This window comes from Lentilactobacillus parabuchneri DSM 5707 = NBRC 107865 (assembly GCF_001435315.1).
Taxonomy (GTDB): Bacteria; Bacillota; Bacilli; order Lactobacillales; family Lactobacillaceae; genus Lentilactobacillus; species Lentilactobacillus parabuchneri.
On the sequence record NZ_AZGK01000010.1, the window covers coordinates 39,740 to 64,525 of the forward strand.

Below are 24,786 nucleotides of genomic sequence, written 5' to 3' on the forward strand. Positions count from 1 at the left end.
AATCCCGAAAATGAGGATTCTCCTTTAACTAAATCGTTATTTTAAAGCCGTCATGATTCCCATCACAGTCAGCAAAACACCAACAACTGGTTTGACGTACTTGGTAAATTTTTGTGGATCCAACTTCCCCAATAACACCGGAGCCAAAAACGACCCGATGATGGCACCAAACATCAGACCAAGGCCAACCGACCAATCGACATTTCCGGCTGATAAATGAAATACGAGTCCGGTCGCTGTCATAACCACCAACACTAATGAAGAGGTTGCGGCCGCGGTGACCATATCGACTCCCATAACCAGTAAGCCGGCGACAACCGGGCCACCGCCACTTAATCCACCAATCCCAACCATCAACCCACTCAATATGCCATAAAATGGAACAAGCCACTTATTCGACTTTTTATGGTCATTCTGCTTGCTGAATAAGGTCTGAATACCCAAAATTGCAAGTACCGCCCCAATAATATAAGAATAGATTTTAACTGGAATATGTGGTGACAAAAGAGATCCCACAATTACTGCCGGAACAGCAAATATGATCATTTGCCAAGCCACCTCGACCTTAATTTTATGTTGACGAAAGTATGAGTACGAGCCAATCAACAATGACGGAAACGACGTCACCAGCGAAGTGGCAGCCGCACTTGCAGGACCCAGGCCAAAGACGGTCGTCAAAATCCCCAAATAAAATGCCGCACCGCCACCACCCAGGGTAATCACGATCGTTCCAATAATAAAGCCAACCACAATTAGCAACAAGATATTCATGATATTGATCCTTTCAAAAAAACATAATGGAATTATTGTACACCTTGATCAACATTGATTATCGCCACAATTTTGGCCGTTAATCTTTTTTCTCCAAAATAGTCAGAGATTGTGATACATTTAATGTGTATCCTATTTCCGAATTAAACGGATTTCTAACGGGGTGATATAAATGAACGAGAAAGAAAAAGCACAAAATGCGAAGCGGGCCAACATTATGTGGATCATGCTTTCGCTTATGGTGCTGGTGGTGCTTGCCGGAATTGTCGGCATTATCATGAAGAGCCATCAAACCAGCCAGTATAAAGATATGATTCGACAAAGTGTGGTTGCCTATAATAAAACAGATCCGGCAACCAAGCTGTCGCCAACCAGCAAAACAAAAGTGTATCGTGTTCGCAAATCGGGTGACGGGCAATTCTTTGTTCAGCTAAACGGAACCACGCCGAAGTTTGTGTATCAAAAAACAAAGGGGCAATGGACATCCGTTGGCACTCAGAAAAAAGTCAACATGGTTCTAAAATACCGTCCCGTCTACACTTCGACCCAACCTTAATTAACCAGATAATAAACAACAAATAAGAAGAAAGGCAGCCAGAAATCGGCTGCCTTTTAATCTCCATAAATCACTTATTGAACTGGGCTTTGAGCCGCCAAAATATCATCAATTCTCTGTAATTCTTCCCTTGAGAAGGACAAATTATCCAACGCTTTAACGTTATCCAGAAGTTGTTCGGGACGACTGGCACCAATCAAAACACTGGCAATTTCCGGTTCGCGCAAGTTCCAAGCCAGTGCCATTTCGGCAAGTGTCTGGCCACGGTCGGCTGCGACTTGGTTTAATTGTTTAACTGTCTTAATCGTTTCTTCAACCTGTTCTTCATGCAGGAAGGGACTCGTTGACTTGTGTGCCCGTGAATCAGCTGGAATGCCATTCAAATACTTATCAGTTAGCAATCCCTGCGCCAATGAGCTAAAGCTGACGGCAGCCTTATGTTCCTTCTTCAAAACCGGCAGGAGATCACTTTCAATATGACGGTCAAACATATTGTACCGAGGTTGGTGAATCACAAACGGGGTTTTTAAATCATTGAAAATTTTAGTGATTTCGGCTGTCTGTTGACCATTATAATTAGAAATTCCCACGTAAAGGGCCTTTCCTTCGTGAACCAATTCATCCAATGCCAAAGCCGTTTCTTCCAACGGTGTTTCCGGATCAAACCGGTGAGAATAAAAAATATCGACGTAATCAAGATCCATTCGTTTGAGGCTCTGATTGGCGCTGGCAATAATATTTTTGCGAGATCCCCATTCACCGTATGGGCCCGGCCACATGTAGTAACCGGCCTTGCTGGCAATAATCATTTCATCTCGATAGGCCTTCATGTCACCCGCCATAATCCGGCCAAAGTTTTCTTCGGCACTGCCCGGTTCTGGACCATAGTTGTTTGCCAAGTCAAAGTAAGTGATCCCCAAATCAAAAGCCTGGTGAATAATGGCTTTTTGATTTTCGAAGGAATCAACACTCCCAAAATTGTGCCAGAGACCAAGACTTAAAGCGGGTAATTTTAAGCCACTTTGGCCAACGCGTTTATAAACCATTTTATCGTAACGATCTTTGGATGCTGAGTACATTTTGCCATCTCCTAAATTGTTTAGCTAAAATATACCACTTCAAGTATACTTGAAGTAAAATCATTTCGACTTAGGGGGCAGCCAACTTGAAAACAATCGCTAAAACCTATTCAATCACTGAGGTTTCTAAAATGTACCACCTACCTACAACCACACTTCGCTATTATGAAGACTTGGGATTGCTCTATGATATTCCCCGAGTAAAGGGCCGCCGGGTATACACCCAAGAACACCTCAACCGTCTGGGGGCAATCTGCTGCTTCAAAGACACCGGAATGACGTTAAAGGAACTGCAGGAATTGTTCCAAGCACAGGCCGATGATTCCGGCTTGGACAAAACCTGTGAGATTCTTGACATCCACTACCAGCGGGTGTTGGACCAACTTACCCTTTTGAAGAAAAACGAACGTCATATCAAGCGTAAGGTTAGATTTTATCACGACATTAGAACTGCCAAGGAGAATCATTCGAAGATGCCGGATTGGAATGATTATCGAGATCGGGAATTTTAATTTGGAACGATCAAAAAAGAACTTTGAGAAAACGCAAACTCAAAGTTCTTTTTTAAACTCATTTCAGATCCCTAGAAGTTAATTCCAATTGATCCCAGAAAGTCGGGAACAGATAATTATTATAAGCAGCCTGCTTGAAGTTCTTCACCCGATGATTGACGGGTGTGAAGCTCAACAGCGTACTCTGTGGTGCATAAGCTGCTTCTTTATTCATATAAACCTGCCACTTCTTAAACTGCTTGATCCGATACTTTTGATTCCAAGCTTTATTGTTATTAAGACTATTGAGTAATTTGGTATTTTTCTTGGTGACAAAATGCCCCATGTTATAAGTAGCATCTTCGCCGTAGAACTGAGTTGGGGTTGGTTCGTAAGTCAATTGCCAGCCACCGACGAAAACGTCAATTTTATTTTGCTTCGGTTCACCCAGAATTGAGTAGAAACTATTAATTTCAAGTGGTCGGCCATTTGTCATTTGAACATTTAAACCCAATTTACGCCACTGCTGAACCTCGTAGCGAGAAATTTCGTTGCTGGCTGCAGATCCCTGCATGGCACCGAAGTGAATTGTCAACTTCTTGCCATTGGGTTGAACGTACCATTTTCCCTTCTTCTTGTACCCAGCCTCTTGAAGCAGCTTCTTGGCCTTGGCCATATCATACGGGAAGCCGGCTGCCTTTGAATCATGGTATTTTTTAAAAATCGGTGGAATTAGGGTATTGGGTCGCCATTGAACACCACTTAATAGCTTCTTATTGACCTTGTCCAAATCAACCGAGTACAGCATCGCTTTTCTCAGGTTCTTATTGCCCATCTTACTGTGTTTATCCATCACATTCTTGTTTTTCTTGGTATCAAAGTGACCGACATTAAACCCAAAATAGCCATAACTGAGTCCGGGGGCTCCGGCTAAGGTATAACCCTTGATGTCCTTAACTGATTTATATTGACTAGCGGGCAAACCGCCAAGCGCAAAATCATACTTTTTCGCTTTAAAGGCGGCAGCGGCGTTGCTTGAAGAAACGACTTGGATATTGATGTGTTTGATCTTTGGTTGCTGACCCCAATAATATTTATTGGGAACCCAAGCAGTTGATTCACCTTGAACCTGATTATGCAGCTTGTAAGGTCCGACAAAGATTGGGTGTTTTCGAACTGCTGGCGCTGACGAGAGTTTTGAAATTTTCACATTCTTTATGTGATTGTATGGAACCACCGTCCCCCATAAGAAAGAGTTTCCGGCGTACTGCATGGCTGGTGAAAGATGGGTGTAGGAAATCACGACCTGCTTACCATTTTGACCATGAGGATAGGTAATTCCGGAAATACTTTTGGCTTTTCCCTTGTGGTAAGCGGCCATTCCCTTAATCGTCGCCATGTCGGCCGAATACTGTTGGGCAGTCGTATTCTGATTGCCGATAATTTCATATGCATATTCAACGTCCTTGGCAATAACCGGGCTGCCATTCGACCAGCGGGCATTCTTTCGAATCGTAATGGTTGCCGTGTTGTTTTTTCGGTCTAACTTTAGATTGGCTAATCCACCCTTAACGATCTTGAAGTCTTTGTTGCTCTTAAAAAGCTGATCACCGCCACCCGGAGAATAAACATCAGAATCTTCGACATTATCCTGTAAAACTGCCAGCGTGATTCCTGTGAAGGGTGCATCAACGACCTCTGCAGCATTCAATGTGCTGTCATTCCCCGCCTTGGTCGCCTTTTCGGGAGCACTGTAGGTTGTCGGCATGGAAATTGGTTTGGATTGAGACTCAGAACTTTTATTCGAACAGGCCGCAACGGCCAGAGCTGAAAAGCTAACGGCTCCTAACACCAACCACTTCTTATTCATCTTCATAGCAATATCCCCTCGAAATATTATATTTAAATGAGAACCCTCTAATATTAATTTAATTATATATCCTCAGGGTTGGCTTATCAATACGGAAACCGCAAACCAAACAAAAAAGGTCGAAGATTTCTCCCCGGCCAGATCCTAGTGATTGCAAAATATTTCTTTTTAATTTGGGATTTAGCTCCCGTAACAATCATACCACATTCTGGTGCCTTTTAGACACCCAGTCAGGTAAGCATTCGCATATTCTCTGTTAAAAGGTAATTCGCAAACTCATCATGAGCCAGCCTCGCCTTGATTTGTGCCTCTTTCAAATCATAGGCATCCTGTTATGAATCATTGAAATCATTGAAGAAGACACCTCAGAAAAATTGTAATTTTTCCAGTTATTTCAAGCTCTGAAAGCGCTGGCAGACAACTTAAGAATATGATAATATCGACTTGACTATTCCGATAGTGTAAGAGGAGGGTGTACCTAAGATGAATTCAGAAGAAAAACAGTCACTTATCAAGTCTGTCAACGAAGCCTCACCAGATCGCCTACGTCAGTTTATCATTAACCAGGCACAATACGACCCCTCATTTTTCCAAGACGTTACCGCGCAATTTGGTGAGTTGGATACAGATGCTGAATTTGCTAAAACAAAAAAGCTCATCCAAAGTACGATTCGCCATAATAAGACCTACGGATTCATTGATTATCAGGGATGTATTGACGTCTGCAATACCCTGGATGACATTATTAACAAGTACATGCTTCGATTCCGTCAGGGACATTACCAACACGCGTTATCCGGATTATTACTGGTGGTTACCACATGTGGCCGGATGCTCTCAACGGCGGATAGTAGTTCCGGTGCCCTCACCGATACCTTTGACCGCGTCTTTTCCGCGATGAAAAATTTAAGCACCAACATTGCGCCAACCCTCTTGGACACTCAAAAAGATGCACTCGTCAAAGAAGCCATTCGCACATTCAAACGGAAACTATTTGCCGATTGGGCTGAGCAACGTTATAAGATTCTGTATAATGTGTTACCGCTCATCACCGAAAAATCCGCAAAATTAATACAAACTGCTTCCAAAAATGTTATCAAGTCAGTTGAAGCCGGCTATGACCAGGTCCAATCGCAAATTCAAGATAAAATCTTAAATGCCCGGATTTTAATTCAACTAGGCCAAACTGATGCGGCCTATGAATTTATGAACGAAAATAAAGATATTCCAGAAATCCGTGAAGTTGCCATTCAAAATGCAATTCAAAATAAGGATTATCCATTAGCCGAACGACTGTCCTTGCAGGCATCTGAAAAAGATCCGGGCTGGCGACGAATTTGGGAGCGGTATCTGATCAAGATTTATGACGCCACCGACCAACAGCAAAAGCAGCAGGAGGTTCTCGAAAAACGCTTATTCGCAAACTATCCGGATGCGTTTGAACCACTCAAAAAATTATTGAAGCAGACCGGCCAGTGGAACAATGAGCGCCCACGCATCATGCAACTGGCCGCCAAGCATCTGACACCCGAGAACAACGCCTATGTTTTAGACAAAGAGGGCCAATGGGACCAGTTGATCCAACTTGTGATGCAGAATCCTTCACTAACGGAAACCTACAGCGAACACCTTTACAACAGCTATCCCGATATGGTGAGTCGCATCTACTACCAAAACGTGATCTTAAATGACAAGAACCCCAGCAGACAAGCCTATCGTCGAATGGGTCGCAGAATTAAGAATTACGCGGAATTTGGAAATCCCAAGACCGCAATTAAGTGGATTGATGGCTTGATCGAAAAATACCCAACTCGTCCAGCAATGGCTGAAGAATTGGGTAAGGTAAAAGATAAACTGATTAAAAAGGGCGAGTTGCATTAACGACGACGATGTTTAACGACCGTGAAGAAATGAAGAATACATCCTAACAACACGTAGAAGATAACCACAAACGATGCGTAACGCCACCAAAAATCGGCAGTGGAAACCAACCGCAAACCAACTTGAATACCCATTGTTAACAGGGCCATTACAGCAACCATGAAGAACAATTCAATATATCGTTTCAATGTACTATCATCTCTCTTTTTGACTGAATTCAGGCGATGTCCCCATTTGAGGCAGGCCTGTTTTTTATTTTCCGGTAATTCTTTCATGCCCCAGGTGTTGGTCAAAACCAATTCATGGATTTTGATGACCCCGGCAGCTGACATCACCTTATCGATCGTTCGAAAACTTTGATCGGTCACACCGGTAACCCAGTTTTCGAATGCACCGGTATAACAATCCGTAATGCTTAAGTAGTGCTTATCTTTAAACCGATCCGGATGCGTGCCGCCATCATGATCAAAACGCACCAAGCGCTGGCGCATGCAGTCAAAGAAGTCCTTCATTTTTCCTGCTAATCCGCCCCAATAAGTTGGTGCTGCAATAATCCAAACGTCACTTTCCAGCATCTTTTGTTCAAGTTGATCCAATACCGGATCCTTTTGATCCCCCTGGTCCGGCTTAAATGGAAAGTCTTCCAGATAAACAGTTTCAGTGGTATTGGGTGCTTGGACCCCTGATAAGACCGTATCCATCATCATTTTCGTCACGCCGTCACTTCTATGTGACCCTAAAATACCAAGTATTTTCAAGATCAATCCCCCTTTAACATTTTTTGATCATAACCTAAAATGCTGCGAACACAAACTGAAGATTTAAGACTGTAATGATCGCCGTCAGTAGATAACCGATAATGGTGACGTATTTTTGATTGGTATGAACACCCATTAAATCCCGGTTGCTGGTCAATGCCACCATCGGAAATAAGGTAAATGGCAGTGCAATTGATAAGGCAATCTGGGCGTAAACAATAATTTGTTCAAAGTCATGATCGTTAAATCCAACCAAAAACCCAATTGCCAAAATCGGAATCAAAGTCACAAACCGGGTGAGCAATCGACGTTCCCAAAGCGGCAATCGAATATGGAGGTAACCCTCCATTACAATCTGCCCAGACAAGGTGCTGGTAATTGAGGATATCATCCCCGTAATCAGTAACGCGAACGCAAACAATGTACTCATCAACGGACTTGCCAAGCTGCCAACCACTGCCGAATTTTTCAATCCATTATAGACATCTTGAAATGCAGACAGCTGACCGCCAGTGTGAAAGAACAGCGTTCCACCCAATATCAGGAGTAAGGCGTTAATTAGGAACGCCGCCACCAAATGCACATTCGAATCCCATTTCGCAAACCGCAAAGCCTCTTTGACCTGCTTGGGATCGTGATAATCGTAACGGCGACTTTGCGCCAACGATGAATGCAAGTAAACGTTGTGCGGCATAATCGTTGCCCCAACAATCCCTAAACTCATAATCAGCATTTCATGATTGGTGAGAATTTTCGAAGTTGGCACCATACCGCTAATAATCTGCACCATATTCGGGTTGGATCGGCCAACTTCAATGCCAAAAATAATCCCAACCGTCAATATTGATGCCAAAACAATTAATTCAATTCTTCTAATTCCAAATCTTAAAAATAATAGCACTAACAAAACATCTAAAATCGTTAATAAAATACCGTACAACAGTGGCAGGCCAAATAAGAGTTTCAATGCAATCGCTGTTCCAACAACGCCTGTCATATCCGTCGCCATCATCGCTAATTCATTAATAATCCATAATGTATACCGGCCGGACTTGGGGACCTTCTGGGCAATCGCCTGGGCCAAATCCAAGCGTGCCACAACCCCCAATTTGATTGATAGCGTCTGCATAAACATTGCGACGAGAATGGACATCAGCAGAACCGATAATAATGAATATCGAAATTGACTACCACCCGACAAGGACGTGAGCCAGTTTCCGGGATCCATATAGCCAACGGCAACCAATGCGCCCGGTCCACTATAGGCTAAAAATTTTTGGACAAATGACGTTTCATAAACACTTGGAACCTCGACGCTTTGATTAATTTCGTCAAGGCTTCTATGCGTTTCATTTTGACTCATCAGTCAGCCCCCTCAGATAATTGTTTCACACTGAGATCGGCCAAGAACTGGCAAAAGTCATCACTTCCATTCATCGGCTTTACGGCATCAAAGGTATTGCCACCGCTAGCCTTGAAAGTTTGGTAATTTTGAACATTATTTTCTTCAAGTGTCTCCAGACAATCCTCAACAAAAGATGGTGTCACTAATAACACGCTTCGTTTGCCCATTGCCGCCAGTTCCATCAACGTATTCTTTAAATATGGCTTTAGCCATGGCATCGGTCCAAACTTTGACTGATAGACGGTCTGCACCTTTTCTGCAGGAACCTTGCGGAGATATTTCTGAACCCCTTGGGTGGTTGCCACACATTCCTGAGGATAGGGGTCACCCTTCTTAACCATCGACATCGGAATGCCGTGGTAACTGAAGATAACCGCATCATAATCCTTCTTCGCGTATGCATCATCGACTTGCCGAGCTAAAATTTGTCGATAGGTTGGCTGATCATCAAAATTTTTAACCAGGTGTGTTTTAACCCCGGACGCCTGGACCTTTTCGATAATCGTATCGTGCGTACTCTGGGTATAATTAGGAAACAATGGAATAACAACAATATCGCTATCCCCATTTTGATGCATTTGCCGCAACACGTCTACAATCCGTGGCTGCCCATAGTTCATCGCATACTGGACGTCCCAATCCGCCAAAATCTGTTGAACTTTTTGCTGCATGATCTCTGTGTAAGCTGTTAATGGCGATCCCGCCTTAGTCCACATATGCTGGTAAAAAGTCGCTGAGCGCCAAGTCCGCATGGGCAATACCATTCCACGCAAAATTGGCTGCCAAAACCATTTCGGCAGCGTCACAACATTTTGATCGCTTAAAAATTCTGTCAGATATGCTTTTACGTCGGTGTTGCTTGGTGAAACTGGTGACCCTAGATTCACCAGTAACAAGCCCTTTTTTCCCATGACGATCCCCTCCTCGCCGTATATCCTATATTTTAGAGGTTTCCTATGTGAAAAACAATTCAATACCTGTAAATAATTAAGGTAGGTACTGAAAAATTCTTTTTATCACTTAATTCTGCGTCAACCATGAAATTATGCGCCATGTTGGTTACAATGGAAAGTGGGAAGGACGTGATACCTTGAACGACTCCAAAGACTATCTGGATTTTTTTAACCAGACGTATAACGATCCCAGCAAGCATAGTGGGTACAGCACCAATAGTAATCTCCGGTTCGAAAGTCGAGCCGATGCCTTGGCGGTCAAAAATCTTTTGATCGAAAAAAGTCCAAGCGCAAAACAATATGAGTTTAGTGTTGAATATATTAACCCGAATAAATCGATGCAGGTCGGCTGGTACATCACCGTCAAAAAAATTGAGCAGGAGCCGGTCAAGGATCCCGCTTCTAAACCAATAAAAAATAAAAAGAATCCATAGCCTTTTAACGTAATTAATATATAGACGGCTATGAGTTAAGTGTGTGGAGGTAAAGCAATGGCAAATGATTCAATTCCAGAAATGACAATGAACGATGGCTACACCATCCCTGAAGTCCAGTTTGGCACCTACCAAATTCGCGGTGGCGCTGGACTTCAACAGGTCATGGAAGCTATCAAGCAAGGTTATCGAGGCCTTGATACGGCAACCAACTACGATAATGAGGGAATGGTTGGCGAAGCGATTCGTCGATCAGGCATGCCGCGGGCACATTTCTTTGTGACGTCTAAGTTACCAGGAAAGTATCATCAATACGATGAAGCTACAATGGCTATTCAAGAAACGCTGTATCGACTTGGTTTGGACTATTTGGATCTTTATCTCATCCACTGGCCGTTGCCAAAGCGCAATCACTACGTTGAGGCCTTTCAGGCAATGATTGATGCCCAGAAGCGCGGCTTAATTCGCTCAATTGGCGTTTCTAATTTTGAACCGGAACATCTGGACCGGCTCATTAATGAAACCGGCGTTACACCGGCCGTTAACCAAATTGAAGTTCATCCTTACTGGAATAACGAGCGCATGGTTAACGAAGACCAAAAGCGCGGAATTGTCACCGAAGCGTGGAGTCCGCTTGGTCGAGGAAGTGCCGCATTAAAGGAACCCGTGATCCAAGATTTGGCCAAAAAATATGACAAAAATGCTGCCCAAATCATTCTAAGGTGGCATTCTCAAAGAGGCGTTATTCCTGTTCCTCGTTCAAGTAATTTAGTTCACCAAAAATCAAATAAGGACATTTTTGACTTTAAGCTTACTGATCAAGAAATTCAGGCAATTAACCAATTATCAAAGCCTGATGGTCGAGTTGATGGCCAAGACCCTAATGAGTATGAAGAATTTGAATAAAATGGACCTTATTTTATGATTTAAAATGCAACTTTGACTTAGTCCCTTTGATCGGGCTTGGCCAAAGCTGTTTTAGTCACTGCTCTTAGCCGGTTCCCTGATTCCCACAACGCCAATCATGCTATTTAATGAACCATATTTGCCACGTGCGCCATTCCATGATAGGATAGTAGCCTTGGTACTAACAAATTCAAAGTAACTCAACAAATTAATAAAAAACTGACCAGCAGGTTTTTGATGCTGGCAGTTTTTATGTCGAAAAAGAGGTTTAAATCGTGAAATTCAATAAACACTTACTAATGATCACTGGCGTTCTCGCTGTTATGCTGGTACTTGCCGGCTGCGGTAACAACAGCTCTTCCACTAAATCCAGTAAACAGATGGCAAAGGACCAAACGATCAATCTCAGTACCAGTTCAGAGATTTCTACTTTGGACATCGCTAAAGCCTCTGATAGCGGCAGCTTGACGCCCCTCTACCAAATTAGTGAAGGAATTTATCGCTTGGGGCCAAAATCAAAAATTGAAAACGCCCTCGCTACCAGCACCAAAGTTTCCAACGATGGCTTAACTTATACGTTCAAATTGCGGACAAACGACAAATGGAATAACGGCCAACCTGTGACCGCCAAAGACTTTGTCTACGGCTGGCGGCGAGTTGTCAATCCAAAAACGGCTGCTGGGTATTCCTATTTATTTGAAGGTGTCAAGAACTACAGTGCCATCCAAAAGGGCCATCTGTCTGCCAATAAATTAGGTGTTTATGCGCCAAACAGCCACACATTGGTGGTCAAACTTAGCCACCCGGTTCCTTACTTCAAACTATTACTGGCATTTCCAACCTTTTTCCCACAACAGGAATCCGCAGTTAAGAAGTATGGCAGTCGATATGGAACCAGTAGTGCAACCACCGCGTACAATGGTCCGTTTGTCCTCTCCAAATGGAACGGGACCAGCGATACTTGGACTATGACAAAGAACCCCAATTATTGGGACAAGAAACACGTTAAGGCGCACCAACTCGACTTCCAAGTGATCAAAACACCAAGTACGGGATTGTCACTCTACCAACAAAATAAACTCGATGTGATTAGTCTATCGGGAGAAGAAGTCCCAACCTACAAGAATCGACCCGAGTTTAAAAAGTTTGTCGGCGGCTCGACCATGTACCTGGAGATGAACCAAAAACGGGTGAAGGCATTGAAGAATACCAAAGTTCGTCAAGCACTTTCTCGTATCATTAACAAACAAACTTTGGCCAGCCAAGTTCTTCGTGACGGCTCAACGGCACCCAAGGGATTTGTTTCAACCAACTTCTTCCGTAATCCAAAGACCGGTGCTGATTTTGCCAAGGATGCCTATGAAAAAGATGGGGTCGCCTATAATCAGTCCCAGGCGAAGAAACTTTGGCAGCAAGGCATGAAACAAGTTGGTCAAAAGAAGCTCCACTTATCGCTTCTAAGTGACGATACAGATCAGTCAAAAAAGACGACTCAATACCTGCAGAGTCAATTCAACAAGCTACCTGGATTGAGCATCACGATTCATAACGTACCCACCAAGAGCAAATTGTCCCGCTCAACCAGCGGTGATTTTGACTTAGTCGTTTCCTCGTGGGGCGCTGACTTCGCGGACCCAATCAATTTCTTGGACCTGCTGACAAAGAGCAATCCAACTAACAACGGTCATTGGGTGAACGCGACTTACGATAAGTATATTGAAGCATCTAAGACAACCGATGCCAACAATCCTGACAAGCGTTATGACGATTTGGTGAATGCTGAAAAAGTCCTAATGAAAGATCAAGGAATTGTCCCACTGTACCAGCCAGCAACGACGCAACTCTGGCGGACGAATATCCATGGATTTGTGTGGAATCCGGCCGGCATGAGCAACGGCTATAAAGGCTTGTACGTTACGAAATAATGAAGCAAAAATCTAGGATCAGATTCCGTCAAAGCCACTTTTCGGCTGCTGACGAAACCCGATCCTAGATTTTTTTGTTTTCTATCACAAATTCCCGTTATTCCTGTGGTATGAACCACGAGGACGTCCCAGGTTAAGCAACGAACCAATCTGCCCGTAGTCGAAACTTTGGCAACATCGATCGAAACAACTTGCTTGTCCGTGTAACTTTGAATGATTCTGTGTGGCTGAAAAGATTGGGTTTGCCAGCCTTGGTTGAATGATTAGTTTAAATACTAAAAGAAAAGATTGTGACAGAAGGCGCCATAACAAAAGTGATTCACCGAACAAACTAAGTTGTCGATGAATCACTTTTGTTACAGTCTAAATCTAGTTGCTTTTAGAGATTGGTGTCGCAAAACTGCCTTTTATTCGTTATTTTTGTAGATTTTTCAAGCAAATTCCAAGCAAGGTCCTGAACGTTTCAACATCATTTTCAGTCATCCCCTTGGTCATCTGACCTTCAATCCGAACAAATATATTTTCAAAATCCTTTTGGTGTGCCTCCATTTGTTCTCGTGTCGTTTTTGTTAACTGAACCTGTTTGAATCTTTTGTCTTCAGATGATGGAAAAACGGTGATAAAATTATTTTCCCTCAATCGTTTGACTAGTCCGTTAATAGTTGGCCGGCTTAAATGAAATATATTTTCCAGATCACGCTGATAAACAATCGTTTCGGCGTGGGTTAACAGGTATCCCAACAGTCTAGCTTGTGCTCCGGTCAAACTTGGAACATCGGTTCTTGCAGAAAGTTGGTTATCCAGTTCCCGTTCAAACAGCGTATTAACAGCTTTGATTAATGGCCCTAATTGAAAATTATTCATTTGTGCTCCTCTCTTATGCAGTTAGACTTTCAAATTGACTGTTGTACAGACTAGCATAGAAGCCATTTTCATTCATCAATTCTTGATGATTTCCTGTCTCTAAGATTTTACCATCTTTAAGCACAATAATTTTGTCGGCATTTTTGATTGTTGACAATCGATGGGCAATTACCAGCGATGTGCGTCCTTTGGTCAAAATGTCCATGGCTTTTTGAAGCTGTTCTTCAGTTCGAGTATCAACTGAACTAGTAGCTTCATCCAAAATCAACATTGGCCGATTTCGAACAAGCGCTCTTGCAATTGTCATTAACTGTTTTTGGCCAACAGATAGCGTTACTGAATCATTAAGAACGGTATCGTACCCTTTTGGCAACGTTCGGATAAAATGATCAATACCAACCGCTTTGGCCGCTTCAATTACTTGATCATCATCAATGTTTGGATCATTATATTTCAAATTGTTCATGATGGTATCTTCAAAGAGCCAAGCATCCTGGAGAACCATATCAAACTGATCACGGATGCTTTGCTTCGTGATGGTGTTAATGTTTTTATTATCAATCTTAATCGAGCCTTCGTCAATTTGATAAAAGCCCATTAATAAACTAATTAACGTCGTCTTTCCTGAACCTGTTGGGCCAACAATGGCTACTTTTTCGCCAGGTTCGATATGGGCATTAAAGTCCTTAATAATTGTTTCATTGTGATTATAACCAAAAGAAACGTGTTCGAAATCAATCCGGCCTTTGACATCCTTTAATTCAGTGTCTGCATCCTGGTCAGCTTGATCATCTGGTTCTTCGAGAAACTCAAAGACTCGGTGCAATGCAGCTTTAGCTGACTGGAGGCTGGAAAATGCTTGAGTGACTTGAGAAAGTGGTTGTGTGAAAATTCTAACATATACCATGAAGGCGACAACTACGCCGATTGAAATTGTATTGTTTAACACCAGCAAAGCGCCAATTACACTCACGGAAACGTAACTTAAGTTCCCGATAAATGTCATCAATGGCTGCATAATTCCGGAAATGAATTGAGATTTCCAAACACTGCTTGCCAATTTCTGGTTGCGGTCTGTAAATTCTTTCTTCGCATTTTTAGTGCCATTATAAGTTTTGACCACCTGATGGCCGGAATAAACTTCTTCAACATAGCCCGATACGTCAGCGAGATTGTTCTGTTGCTGGTTAAAATACTTTTGAGAGTGCTGAAGAAGAACAACGGTTAGAACAATTCCGATAAAGGCGGACACAATTGCCGTGAGACTCAGAATCCAGTTAGTGACCGTCATCATGAGAATGGTTCCAACAATCAACACAATAGATGATATGAGTGTTCCTAAGCTTTGGTTGAGGGCCTGACCAAAAGTATCCAAGTCATTGGTAACCCGACTTAAGGTGTCACCCTCATCGTGCTTGTCATAATAGGAAATCGGTAAACGATTAATCTTCTGACTAATCTTAGTTCTCAAATCTCGGGTAAAATTCTGCGAAACATTTGCCATCAAAAACCCTTGTCCGTAAGACATCAGTGCGCCGACGCCATAGATGATCCCTAAGATTACCACAATTCTCATAACCTGGCTGACATCAATGCTCCCCCGAAGCCCCTTGGAAATTAAGTTCGTAATTTTACTTAGTTGATTAGGACCCACAATTGTCGCAATATTGCCAAATGCCGCAAGGAAAACAGCAATAATTACTTGAGGAATATAAGGTCTACCATATTTTTTGATACCGGGAATTAAATTCGTTTGTTTTGTCATTACGCCAATTCCTCCTTTGACAGCTGTGAGTATGCGATTTCTTGATACACGTCATTATTTTTCAATAATTGTTGATGGGTTCCTTGACCCACAACTTTACCTTTATCTAGTACCACAATCTCATCTGCATCCATAATTGTACTAATCCGCTGTGCCACAATGAGTTTCGTTGTGCGACGGCGATTTTGTTTCAAGGCATCCCGAAGTCTCCGGTCAGTTGCATAATCCAAAGCCGAAAAGGAATCATCAAACATCAATACTTCAGGGTTTCGCGCAATTGCCCGTGCAATCGCCAATCGTTGTTTTTGGCCGCCAGAGAAGTTATCCCCGTGCTGCGCAACCGGTGCATCCAGCTTCTTTTCGTTCGAACTAACAAATTCCCATGCTTGAGCTGTCTTAAGAGCATCGATAATCTGTTGATCACTCATTGGACTTGTTTGATTGGTTTTACCAAAATTAATATTTGAACGAATCGTTCCACTAAATAGAACAGCTTTCTGTGGAATATAGCCTAAACGATTATTCAAATCCGATTCAGAGTAGTCACGAATGTCCACGCCATCGACTAATATTTGTCCGCTGGTAATGTCATATTGATGTGAAAGCAAGTTCAAAACGGTACTTTTCCCACTACCGGTCGATCCGATGAAAGCGACTGTTTGTCCTGGTTCAGCCTTGAATGACAAATGTGCAATGGCACTTGCTTCGGCATCCTTAAATTTAAAGGAAACATCCCTAAATTCAACTGTTCCCATGGATGTGGGCGTCTGCTGGGTTTTGTCCGGATAATTAATGTTTGGTTTAACACTCAAAACCTGATTGATTCGGCCAGCTGAAACTGTCACCCGGGGCAGAATGACAAAAATAATTGATAGCAGCAGGAACGCTAAAATAACCTGCATCGCATACGATGAGAAAACGATCATATTGCTAAACAGTGTTAGCCGTCCAGCACCCATTGCTGCATTTTCAATTAATACCGCACCAATTGCGTAGACTGCCAAGGTAAGACCATTAGAGATTAACGTCATTACTGGGTTCATCAAAGCGAGAACCCGGTTGGCAAATAAGTTAGCTCCGGTCAGTTCATGATTAGCTTTATCAAATTTTTGATTTTGGAATTGTTCAGCATTGAAAGCATGCACAACCCGCAGTCCACTTAAGTTTTCACGAGTTGTTTGATTTAATTTATCGGTTAACTTCTGAACCATCTTAAATTTTGGCTGTACCAAAGATAGGATAATCGTCAACGCAATTACTAAAAGTGCTACAGCGATTCCTGTGGCTAAAGTCCATTGCCATCCTTTATTTGCAATCTTCGTGATGGCCCATACTGCCGTGATAGGTGCTTTAATGATAACTTGCATCCCCATTGCAATGAATGTTTGAATCTGAGTAATATCATTTGTTGACCGGGTCAACAAGCTTGGAATTGAGAACTGATTAATATCTTCAGTTGAGTAATCCATCACTTGGTTAAAGACTTTGCCCCGAATTCTGGCACTAAATCCAGCAGCAACGTGTGCGGCAAAGTAACCGACAATAATTGCCGAACACATACTCAGAATAGAAAGAGCCAACATTTTTAATCCAGGATCCAAAATATCCGTTGTCGTACTTCCTGAAGTTCCCAAAGCAGTGGTAATTTGGGTCATATAATCAGGAATTTTCAATTCAAGCCATACTTGAATGGCGATGAATATCGTACTGATTGCGATCATGGCATATTCTCGCTTATTAAGTCGTTTTAGTAGTTTAAACATTTCTTCATCTCCATTAAGCTTTTATTAGCATGCTAACTATATGTGGAGTTTGTGCATGAAAAAGTCACATAGCACCCCAATTAATTAGCATGCTAACTATTATATCCGCTTAATTTTAATTGTCAACACTTTTAATACCAAATCCCAAACCAACAAAAAAAGGAACCAAAATACAGTTCCTTAATTTAAAACGTCCAAAGTTACATTGCAACTGGACGATTCTTCAACCGAATCGCCTGCTCAAAATTATCTGTGATAATCCCGGCAACGTGATCCGCCAGCAGCTTCTCTTGCGTCTTTGGATCATCCACCGTCCAAATTCGCTCATCAACGTTTGCTAACGGCTGATAGTGACTCAAGTGAAGTCCGGCGAGGTGCTCCTTGATGATCAGGGCTTTAGCATCCTTAATCACGTGATCAGACAACAGGCAATATTGTTGGCTTGGATCAATCTGGTAAGCCTTCTTTAATGAGTCCAGGTTAAACGAGGAGTAGATCACCGGATACGTCAAGTCATACTGCTTAACCAAGTCAAGAACGATTTGCTCAATGTTGGGATAATGAATCTTGTTGGTCTTGAACTCAAGATTCAAATGAACTGGACGGTGAACGGCCAATGACAACAGGTCTTTTAGCATCGGAATGGTCTCGCCATCCCGCATATGAAACTGTTGAAGTTCCTTCAAAGTATACGAACGAATCAGTCCGCTACCGTCTGTCGTTCGGTTAATCTTTTCATCGTGCATGATGACGGGAACATTGTCTTTAGTCAGGTGAACATCAAATTCTAAGCCATCAATACCATGATCAATGGCATATTTGAATCCTTTTAAAGAATTTTCGGGGAATTTAAATGGGTACCCGCGGTGTCCAAAAATCAGTGTTCTATTAGTCAATATTATGACTTCCTTTCAGTCCTTCAACTCTCTTAATATGCTTCCCTTCAAGACGTCTTCATGCCTTAATGGAAGCTATCTGCCATTTGCTTTGTTGGTCGTCTTCAGGTTCGCATTCATCGCCTTATTAGCGGTGTTTAATGCGCTGTTGATATTGCCGCCGTCATAAACGGTTTCCATCGCCGTTTCTTCCAGTTCACGAGTCAACTGCATCCCCTCCATCAAAATTCCGGAGTTGGTGTTATTTGGCTTGGCACTGGCCAACTGCTCGCCAGGAACTTTGGCCGCAGGAATCTTTTTGTACAAGTCTTGCAAGACTTTTTCCTTCTGTGAGTTCTTGTTCAAAGCCAAGTAGCCGGTGGCCTTTTGCCATTCAGCTTGATTCTTGGATTTTTCGGCGAATTTGATGAATTCCCATGCACCTCTTTGCGTCTTTTTAGGCTTGTCATTTGAAATCCACAGAGCCGCACCACCGATCCCGACACCATTGGCTTTAACACCATCTGGATGTGGGAAGTATGAAATACCCAGCTTGTTCTTGGTCCCGGTCGTTAACTGACCGATGTAGGCTGATGATTGAACAAAGATACCCAACTTATTTGCCAGGAATGCGGCAATTTCGTTGTTTTCGGCACTCGAACCAGAGCCATAGTTGACGAAGTCGCCGGATTTAATATTCGTTCGAATCCAGCTCAAAAACTTTTTAGTCGTTGGATTATTCAAATTAATCTTAGTTGGCGTTCCCGTATGACCATCACCGTTATTGATGAGTGACGTATGTGCGTTGGCAAGAGCTTCTTCCATCAGCCAGCCATAAATCTCCATCGTCATCCCCTTAACCTTGTGATGAGACTTTTCGTAAAGCTCTTTAGCTGCTCGGGTAACCTCACTATAACTTGGTGATTTGGAAGGTGGCGTTACACCATACTTTTTGAACAATGATGCGTTGTAGTATAACACCGGTTGTGACGTATTAAACGGCATGGCCAGCTGCTTACCCTTGTTTGAGTAAAACGATCGGGCAACAGGTGAAATGTCACTGACGTCATAGTTGTCTTCATCAATAAACTTCTGAACAGGGGTGGTGTACTTACTGTGCATCATTTGCGCGGTTGAAATATCAAACGACTGGAATAATGCAGGCGACGCACTCGTTCCGTGACTTTGGATAATCTTTTGAACCGCTTCATCATAAGCCCCTTGGTATTGAGGAATTACCTCGTACTTGTTTTGTGACTTGTTAAAATCATCCACTAGTTTATCAAGTGCAACTTCAGCTGGGCCACCCATTTCATTCCAGAAAACAACTGGTGTGCGACCGGCCTTGGCAGAGGTCGCATTTTTGGAGCCATTTACAAAAACGATACCCAAGACAATGGCAAAAACCGCAAAAATCGGTAACGCATATGCTTTGAGGAATGCTGTCAATTTTTTCATCATTTACCAGCACCTTCATTCACACCTGACTTGAAGTAATGTTGTCCGATAAAAAGGACAATTAAGGTTGGAATGACCACGATCGCTGCAGTAGCTTGAATCATGCCCCAATCGTTAAATGTCTCTTCAGATTGAAGTTGACGCAATCCATTTTGAACCGGGCGAAAATCATTACTGAAGGTGGTCAGCATTGGCCACAAGTACTGATTCCAAGCGCCCAAGAAGCTGTAGGCACCCAAAGTCATCAGCGGAATGCGGTTATAGGGTAGCACCATTTTCCAATAAAATTGAAAGTGACCGAGCCCTTCAATATCAGCAGCTTCCTTTAACTCAATTGGCATTTGCATAAATGACTGACGGAGCATAAAGACACCAAAAGCTGATGTTAGAAATGGAATCACCATTACTGAGTAGCTGTTTAACAGGCCCATTGCTTTAACTGTTTGAAAGTTGGGAATGATTTCAGCTTCAAACGGCAGCATCATCGTTGCCAAAAATAAACCAAATAAGAATTTACGACCCCTGAACTTCAAGAAGACAAATGCATAGGCACTCATCGAACAAAAGATCAGTTGGGCAATCATGGTAGCCGTTGAAATCACCAGACTATTTCCCAGATACCTGAGAATTGGCGTTTGCGTAAAGGCATCAATATAGTTCTGGAAGGAAACTTTGGTGCTCAAGAAATTTCCCTGAGCAATTTGCATTGTTGGTAAAAAGCTGGTCCACAGACCGATCAGAAACGGTGCTAAAACAACAATTGCGAGAATTGTCAGTAGTGCATAGTCCCAAATTCGCCGGGACAACTTCGGCTTTGTGACGATATCCATTAGTAATTCACCCGCTTTTCTAAGACTTTGAATTGAAGGTATGTGAAGGCAGCGATAATAATTGTGAGAATAATGGATTCGGCACTTGCCTGAGCATAATTACCGCTGTAAAAGGCATCCTTGTAAATACGGTAGACCAGCATATTTGTTGCGTTCGTTGGGCCACCTTTTGTCATCAAATCAATCAGGCCAAAGCTCTTAAATGATTCAATCAAGGTAATGATGGATACGAAGAACAAGGTTGGCGAGATTGATGGCACCGTGATGTGAAAGAATTGGAACCGAGAAGAAGCCCCCTCAATGTTGGCTGCTTCATACAACGTGGTTGGAACTGAGGACATTGCGCCAAGTAAAATCAAGAACGTAAAGCCCAGGTTCATCCAAACGGTGGTAATAATGACTGCCCACATCGCTGCAGTCGGATTCGTTAACCAGGGGATTTGCGGCAAATGCATCCAGGTACTGATCAAGGACAAGAACCCAGTTGACGGGTTAAAAATGAATAGCCAGAAGATAGCGGCAACGGAGACTGAAACCCCCATAGTTGCCGAAAATAATGTCCTAAAAATCCCAATTCCAGGAAGGCGTTTGCTTGCCAGGTTGGCCAACAATAGCCCTAACGCAATCGTGATGATGGTCACTGCAAATACATAGAAGAGCGTAACTCCAACACTGGAGATATAATCAGCTGAGGTTAGCAAATTAATATAATTGGAGAGACCAACAAACACCGTGGCCTTGCCGACAGTATTGGTTAAAAATAAACTCAGGTAAAGGGTCCGAAACATTGGGTAAAAAATGAAAACGCCTAAGATCAATAGTGAAGGTCCCAAGAATATCCAAGCAAAATACTTATCCTTGGCATTTAAGGAAAAATGAGCTTCCTGGGCTTTCAGCTTATTCTTCGTCTTTTCAACCGAAAGTGGTGTGGTCGGCGTACTCTGTGCTGGTGATTTAAGCATGTACATAAGCCTCCTTAGAAATGTTTAATCGATCGCCTTTTGCATCAAAAAACATCAAGTTGGAATCTGCACTGACTTTGATTGGTTGGTAGATTCGGTAGTTAACTTGGCCGGGAACAACAACGTGAATGTTCTCTCCACTATTAAGCGTGGCGTAGACGATTGTTTCGTCTCCCAGAAATTCAGTGTTTTTAACGACTGCGTTGGATTCGATGCTGTCCGCGGCTTCAGCTTTCATATCATCTGGGCGAATCCCAATTTTGACATCTTCTGCCGGTACTTCTTGATCAAGGGCAATTTCCAAGTCTGATGAAACGTTCAATACGTGATGATCAGTCTTGGAACGTTTGGCTGATAAAATATTAATTTGTGGTGTCCCAAAGAATTTTGCCACGAAGTCATTGGCTGGGTTTTGGTAAATTTCGCTTGGCGTGCCAATTTGCTGCACGTGTTTGTCGTTGAGCACCATAATGTGGTCGGCCATGGTCATTGCTTCCACTTGATCATGGGTTACATAAATTAACGTCAGCCCAAGTTTTCTTTGCAGTGCGTAAATTTCTTGACGCATTTTAATTCGGAGTTGGGCATCCAAGTTGGACAATGGTTCGTCCATCAAACAAATTTTGGCATCACTGGCAACCGCACGGGCAAGTGCCACCCGTTGTCGTTGACCGCCGGATAGTTCACGGGGCTTGCGTTTACCCAGTTCTGTCAAATTAACCATTTTAAGTGCTTTATCAACGCGTTGTTTAATATCTGATTGATCCATTTTGCGCGCCTTTAAGCCAAACGCAACGTTGTCCCAAACACTCATGAATGGGAACAAGGCATAGTTTTGAAAGACCATCGTTAATTTTCGAGCCTTAGGTGGTAAGTCATTGACGACCTTATCATCGATACTGACCTCGCCTGCTGTAATTGGCGTCAAGCCGGCAATCATTCTGAGCAGCGTACTTTTCCCACATCCGGAGGGGCCGACGATGACGAAGAACTCGCCAGTCTCAACCTTTACCGAAATATCCTCCAGGACATCTGTTTGGGCGTCGTAATCTTTACGGACGTTTCTTAAAGTAATTGACAAATATCTCACCTCAAAATCATTTATTTCGTTACAAACATTATTGTGGGGGTTCAATGTAAATTGCCCGTTTCATTAATGTAAATTGAAAGTAAAAAAATGATATTGTTTGTAAATATTTGATTAGGTTTCATATAAAGTGGGATTGATTATGCTATAACTTGAGAAAATAGTAATTGCATAGTATAGGAGAAACTTAAATGCGCCATTAGTTCCATTTGTTATTTATAATCGGTGGCCTTATTTCTTTTGCCGGTGTTTATTTTTCTGAAAAAGGGCTCTTGTCGTACTTCGGGGGAATCTTCATGATATCTGCTGAGATGGTATTATAACCGCAATAAAATAAGGAGATATCGAAGTTGTAGTTGCTTTCGATATCTCCTTATTATTAATTTGAAACATGATCCTATCTTCTAGAGAAAACGTCACATTATTCAGCCATTCCTTGAATAAATCCCTGAACAAAGCTATATATATTGGGTACAATCAGCGAAGTCAAGAAAATAATTCCCAAGATTATGGCAGGCTTAGATAAAGAACGATTCAGTTGCCGCCAGTTAACTGTAAAAACCAGCCCGGCGAAACTCACAATTAGTGGTAATTGAATCCACTCATTTAGGCTTTTTTCTCCAACCCCAGCTACCATCAAAATCACGTACATCATAATTGCAATTCCAAAGGCCCACCATATCATTTTTGCCACTGGACTCATTTTTTTGTTAGTCATCAACTTGCTCATCAGCTCGTCATCTCCTCTAATAAGATCATCCAGTGATATTTTGAATAGATCACTGATCGCAACAACGTTAGCAAAACTTGGAAGGCTCACATCCTGTTCCCACTTAGAAATTGACTGGCGAGAAATATTTAACTTATCAGCTAATTCAGCTTGTGACCAGTGATGCTGAATCCTTTGTTGCTGAAGTACTTTTCCAATTTGCACTAAATTCAACTTCTTTCTAAAATAATTGATTGGTTGTCCCTAATATACAAATAACTTTTCGGAAAGTCTACCCATCAGCTAGCACCAAGTGGTTGCACAAAAAAATAACGCAAACTTTACATTTTTAAGTTTGCGTCGGTTTCCGTTTGTTTAACTCTTGAATCCTTAATTTGTCGACACTTATAGACAACGTCAACTTCGGAAGATCAACTGCTCCGAGCCCGCTTGACTGGTTACAAAACCGTATTCGGTGAACTGGTTTAATAAAAATATGAGCTGTTTTCAGTATCATTCGGTGTTTGCAATTGGACTTGATTGTGTCATGCACAAAAAATGCTTGAGAAGTTAGCTCGGGACTAATAAATACTGGTTCCAGTCTCTTTCTCATAAATTTCAGTCAGGTAGTTTAAATCCAAATACATTGGATAAGATTGTTCAATCTGGCCGAATTGATCAAAATCTTTGTGTAAGTATCTAAATCCAAACTGCTCATAAAATTCTACTGCACCCGGAAGCGCGCTCACAATGACATCACTAAATCCATATTATAAATATACCTAGAACGGATGATATCTTCAAATAATGTAACCATCATGCTTGTTCCAATGGTCCTTCTTTGCATTTCTATGCTGACACCAAACCAGCCAATTTCGATTGCAGGAAACGACGCTCCTAAGGGATTTTCTTCTGGCATACTTACCTTTTCGTTAAAGTTTTTTACGTCATAATAAGACTTAACTTCAACAATGCTGGAAGAAATAGAATAAAAGCCAACCACCATTTTCTTGTCTGTATCATAAAAAATTGTGGTGGACATTAAGTTTTGATCTTCATAGATACATGCACGGTTTCTAATGAAGTCATTAACTATCTGCTCGCCACAATCAAATTTATTCAAAATATTTAAGTCAATTAACTGAGATATATTATATTTTTTAATCATTAGAAATGATATCTCGCTTTTCGTAATGATTTTACGGCGTTATCAATCAAATCCTGTCGTTTCTGTTTTTGATCCGTAGTTAGATTTTTGTGAACTCCGCTAAGACGATCTACAACTTGTTTAAACTCAGTCTTATTGTTTGTTTGAATAACATATTTAAACTTTTCATTTATTGTCGACGCCAACAGTAAGACCCCCTTCAAGGATTAAATTAGTTACTCATAATTATAATTGAAGTCAGAATAAATGTGTCAAGGGCAGTTTAAAAATGTAGGT

22 protein-coding genes are annotated in these 24,786 nt (G+C 42.1%); 6 read left to right on the plus strand and 16 right to left on the minus strand.

Features of this window, described 5'->3' with window-relative positions; translation table 11 throughout:
- Positions 1-36: 36 nt before the first annotated feature.
- Positions 37-771, minus strand: a complete 735-nt coding sequence (locus tag FC51_RS09085; RefSeq protein WP_057909613.1) for a sulfite exporter TauE/SafE family protein — start codon at positions 769-771, stop codon at positions 37-39.
- Between the two features lie 172 nt (positions 772-943).
- Between FC51_RS09085 and FC51_RS09090 the strand changes: the two genes are divergently transcribed.
- Complete coding sequence (locus FC51_RS09090) at positions 944-1,327, plus strand: hypothetical protein (RefSeq protein ID WP_057909614.1); 384 nt, start codon at positions 944-946, stop codon at positions 1,325-1,327.
- A gap of 74 nt (positions 1,328-1,401) precedes the next feature.
- Here FC51_RS09090 and FC51_RS09095 read toward each other — a convergent pair whose 3' ends face one another.
- A complete protein-coding gene (locus FC51_RS09095) occupies positions 1,402-2,406 on the minus strand; it encodes an aldo/keto reductase (RefSeq protein ID WP_057909615.1) in 1,005 nt (334 codons plus the stop codon).
- Positions 2,407-2,492: 86 nt separating this feature from the next.
- Between FC51_RS09095 and FC51_RS09100 the strand changes: the two genes are divergently transcribed.
- Positions 2,493-2,918 carry a MerR family transcriptional regulator gene (locus FC51_RS09100; protein ID WP_057909616.1) on the plus strand — a complete coding sequence of 142 codons (426 nt, stop codon included), beginning with the start codon at positions 2,493-2,495 and terminating at the stop codon, positions 2,916-2,918.
- Positions 2,919-2,976: 58 nt separating this feature from the next.
- Here the strand turns inward: FC51_RS09100 and FC51_RS09105 are convergent, their stop codons facing one another.
- Positions 2,977-4,773: an ABC transporter substrate-binding protein gene (locus FC51_RS09105; RefSeq protein ID WP_057909617.1), complete on the minus strand. Its 1,797-nt coding sequence runs from the start codon at positions 4,771-4,773 to the stop codon at positions 2,977-2,979.
- A gap of 477 nt (positions 4,774-5,250) precedes the next feature.
- Here FC51_RS09105 and FC51_RS09110 point away from each other — a divergent pair, with 477 nt between their 5' ends.
- Positions 5,251-6,648 carry a tetratricopeptide repeat protein gene (locus tag FC51_RS09110; protein WP_057909618.1) on the plus strand — a complete coding sequence of 466 codons (1,398 nt, stop codon included), beginning with the start codon at positions 5,251-5,253 and terminating at the stop codon, positions 6,646-6,648.
- Here FC51_RS09110 and FC51_RS09115 read toward each other — a convergent pair.
- Genes FC51_RS09115 through hemH form a run of 3 tightly spaced genes read right to left on the minus strand, consistent with a single transcriptional unit; the run spans position 6,645 to position 9,722 of the window.
- Positions 6,645-7,406, minus strand: coding sequence for a flavodoxin family protein (locus FC51_RS09115; RefSeq protein ID WP_057909619.1), 762 nt, complete (start codon positions 7,404-7,406; stop codon positions 6,645-6,647). The genes FC51_RS09110 and FC51_RS09115 overlap by 4 nt on opposite strands.
- Positions 7,407-7,440: 34 nt before the next feature.
- Entirely contained in the window at positions 7,441-8,769 is a 1,329-nt protein-coding gene (locus FC51_RS09120; RefSeq protein WP_057909620.1) for an Nramp family divalent metal transporter, read from the minus strand.
- A complete protein-coding gene (gene hemH, locus FC51_RS09125; RefSeq protein ID WP_057909621.1) occupies positions 8,769-9,722 on the minus strand; it encodes a ferrochelatase in 954 nt (317 codons plus the stop codon). The genes FC51_RS09120 and hemH overlap by 1 nt, the downstream gene beginning before the upstream one ends.
- Positions 9,723-9,901: 179 nt before the next feature.
- On the opposite strand from hemH, the gene FC51_RS09130 reads away from it, so the two are divergent.
- The 3 genes from FC51_RS09130 (at position 9,902) to FC51_RS09140 (ending at position 13,029) form a co-directional block, all read left to right on the plus strand.
- A complete protein-coding gene (locus FC51_RS09130) occupies positions 9,902-10,198 on the plus strand; it encodes a hypothetical protein (protein WP_057909622.1) in 297 nt (98 codons plus the stop codon).
- A gap of 57 nt (positions 10,199-10,255) precedes the next feature.
- A complete protein-coding gene (locus FC51_RS09135; RefSeq protein WP_057909623.1) occupies positions 10,256-11,104 on the plus strand; it encodes an aldo/keto reductase in 849 nt (282 codons plus the stop codon).
- Between the two features lie 275 nt (positions 11,105-11,379).
- A complete protein-coding gene (locus FC51_RS09140; protein ID WP_057909624.1) occupies positions 11,380-13,029 on the plus strand; it encodes a peptide ABC transporter substrate-binding protein in 1,650 nt (549 codons plus the stop codon).
- A gap of 414 nt (positions 13,030-13,443) precedes the next feature.
- Here the strand turns inward: FC51_RS09140 and FC51_RS09145 are convergent, their stop codons facing one another.
- The 10 genes from FC51_RS09145 to FC51_RS09190 form a co-directional block, all read right to left on the minus strand.
- Positions 13,444-13,893, minus strand: coding sequence for a MarR family winged helix-turn-helix transcriptional regulator (locus tag FC51_RS09145; protein ID WP_057909625.1), 450 nt, complete (start codon positions 13,891-13,893; stop codon positions 13,444-13,446).
- A 13-nt stretch (positions 13,894-13,906) separates the two neighbouring features.
- Entirely contained in the window at positions 13,907-15,658 is a 1,752-nt protein-coding gene (locus FC51_RS09150; RefSeq protein ID WP_057909626.1) for an ABC transporter ATP-binding protein, read from the minus strand.
- Positions 15,658-17,421: an ABC transporter ATP-binding protein gene (locus FC51_RS09155; protein WP_057909627.1), complete on the minus strand. Its 1,764-nt coding sequence runs from the start codon at positions 17,419-17,421 to the stop codon at positions 15,658-15,660. The genes FC51_RS09150 and FC51_RS09155 overlap by 1 nt, the downstream gene beginning before the upstream one ends.
- A gap of 200 nt (positions 17,422-17,621) precedes the next feature.
- A complete protein-coding gene (locus FC51_RS09160) occupies positions 17,622-18,317 on the minus strand; it encodes a glycerophosphodiester phosphodiesterase family protein (protein WP_057909628.1) in 696 nt (231 codons plus the stop codon).
- A gap of 75 nt (positions 18,318-18,392) precedes the next feature.
- On the minus strand, positions 18,393-19,757 hold the full coding sequence (locus FC51_RS09165; RefSeq protein ID WP_057909629.1) for an ABC transporter substrate-binding protein: 1,365 nt from the start codon (positions 19,755-19,757) through the stop codon (positions 18,393-18,395).
- Complete coding sequence (locus FC51_RS09170; protein WP_057909630.1) at positions 19,754-20,584, minus strand: carbohydrate ABC transporter permease; 831 nt, start codon at positions 20,582-20,584, stop codon at positions 19,754-19,756. Before FC51_RS09170 ends, FC51_RS09165 begins: the two co-directional genes overlap by 4 nt.
- Positions 20,584-21,546: a carbohydrate ABC transporter permease gene (locus FC51_RS09175; RefSeq protein ID WP_057909631.1), complete on the minus strand. Its 963-nt coding sequence runs from the start codon at positions 21,544-21,546 to the stop codon at positions 20,584-20,586. Before FC51_RS09175 ends, FC51_RS09170 begins: the two co-directional genes overlap by 1 nt.
- Positions 21,539-22,627 carry an ABC transporter ATP-binding protein gene (locus FC51_RS09180; RefSeq protein WP_057909632.1) on the minus strand — a complete coding sequence of 363 codons (1,089 nt, stop codon included), beginning with the start codon at positions 22,625-22,627 and terminating at the stop codon, positions 21,539-21,541. The genes FC51_RS09175 and FC51_RS09180 overlap by 8 nt, the downstream gene beginning before the upstream one ends.
- Positions 22,628-23,054: 427 nt before the next feature.
- Positions 23,055-23,567: a helix-turn-helix domain-containing protein gene (locus FC51_RS09185; protein WP_057909633.1), complete on the minus strand. Its 513-nt coding sequence runs from the start codon at positions 23,565-23,567 to the stop codon at positions 23,055-23,057.
- 520 nt (positions 23,568-24,087) lie between these two features.
- A complete protein-coding gene (locus FC51_RS09190) occupies positions 24,088-24,510 on the minus strand; it encodes a hypothetical protein (protein WP_057909634.1) in 423 nt (140 codons plus the stop codon).
- Positions 24,511-24,786 lie beyond the last annotated feature (276 nt).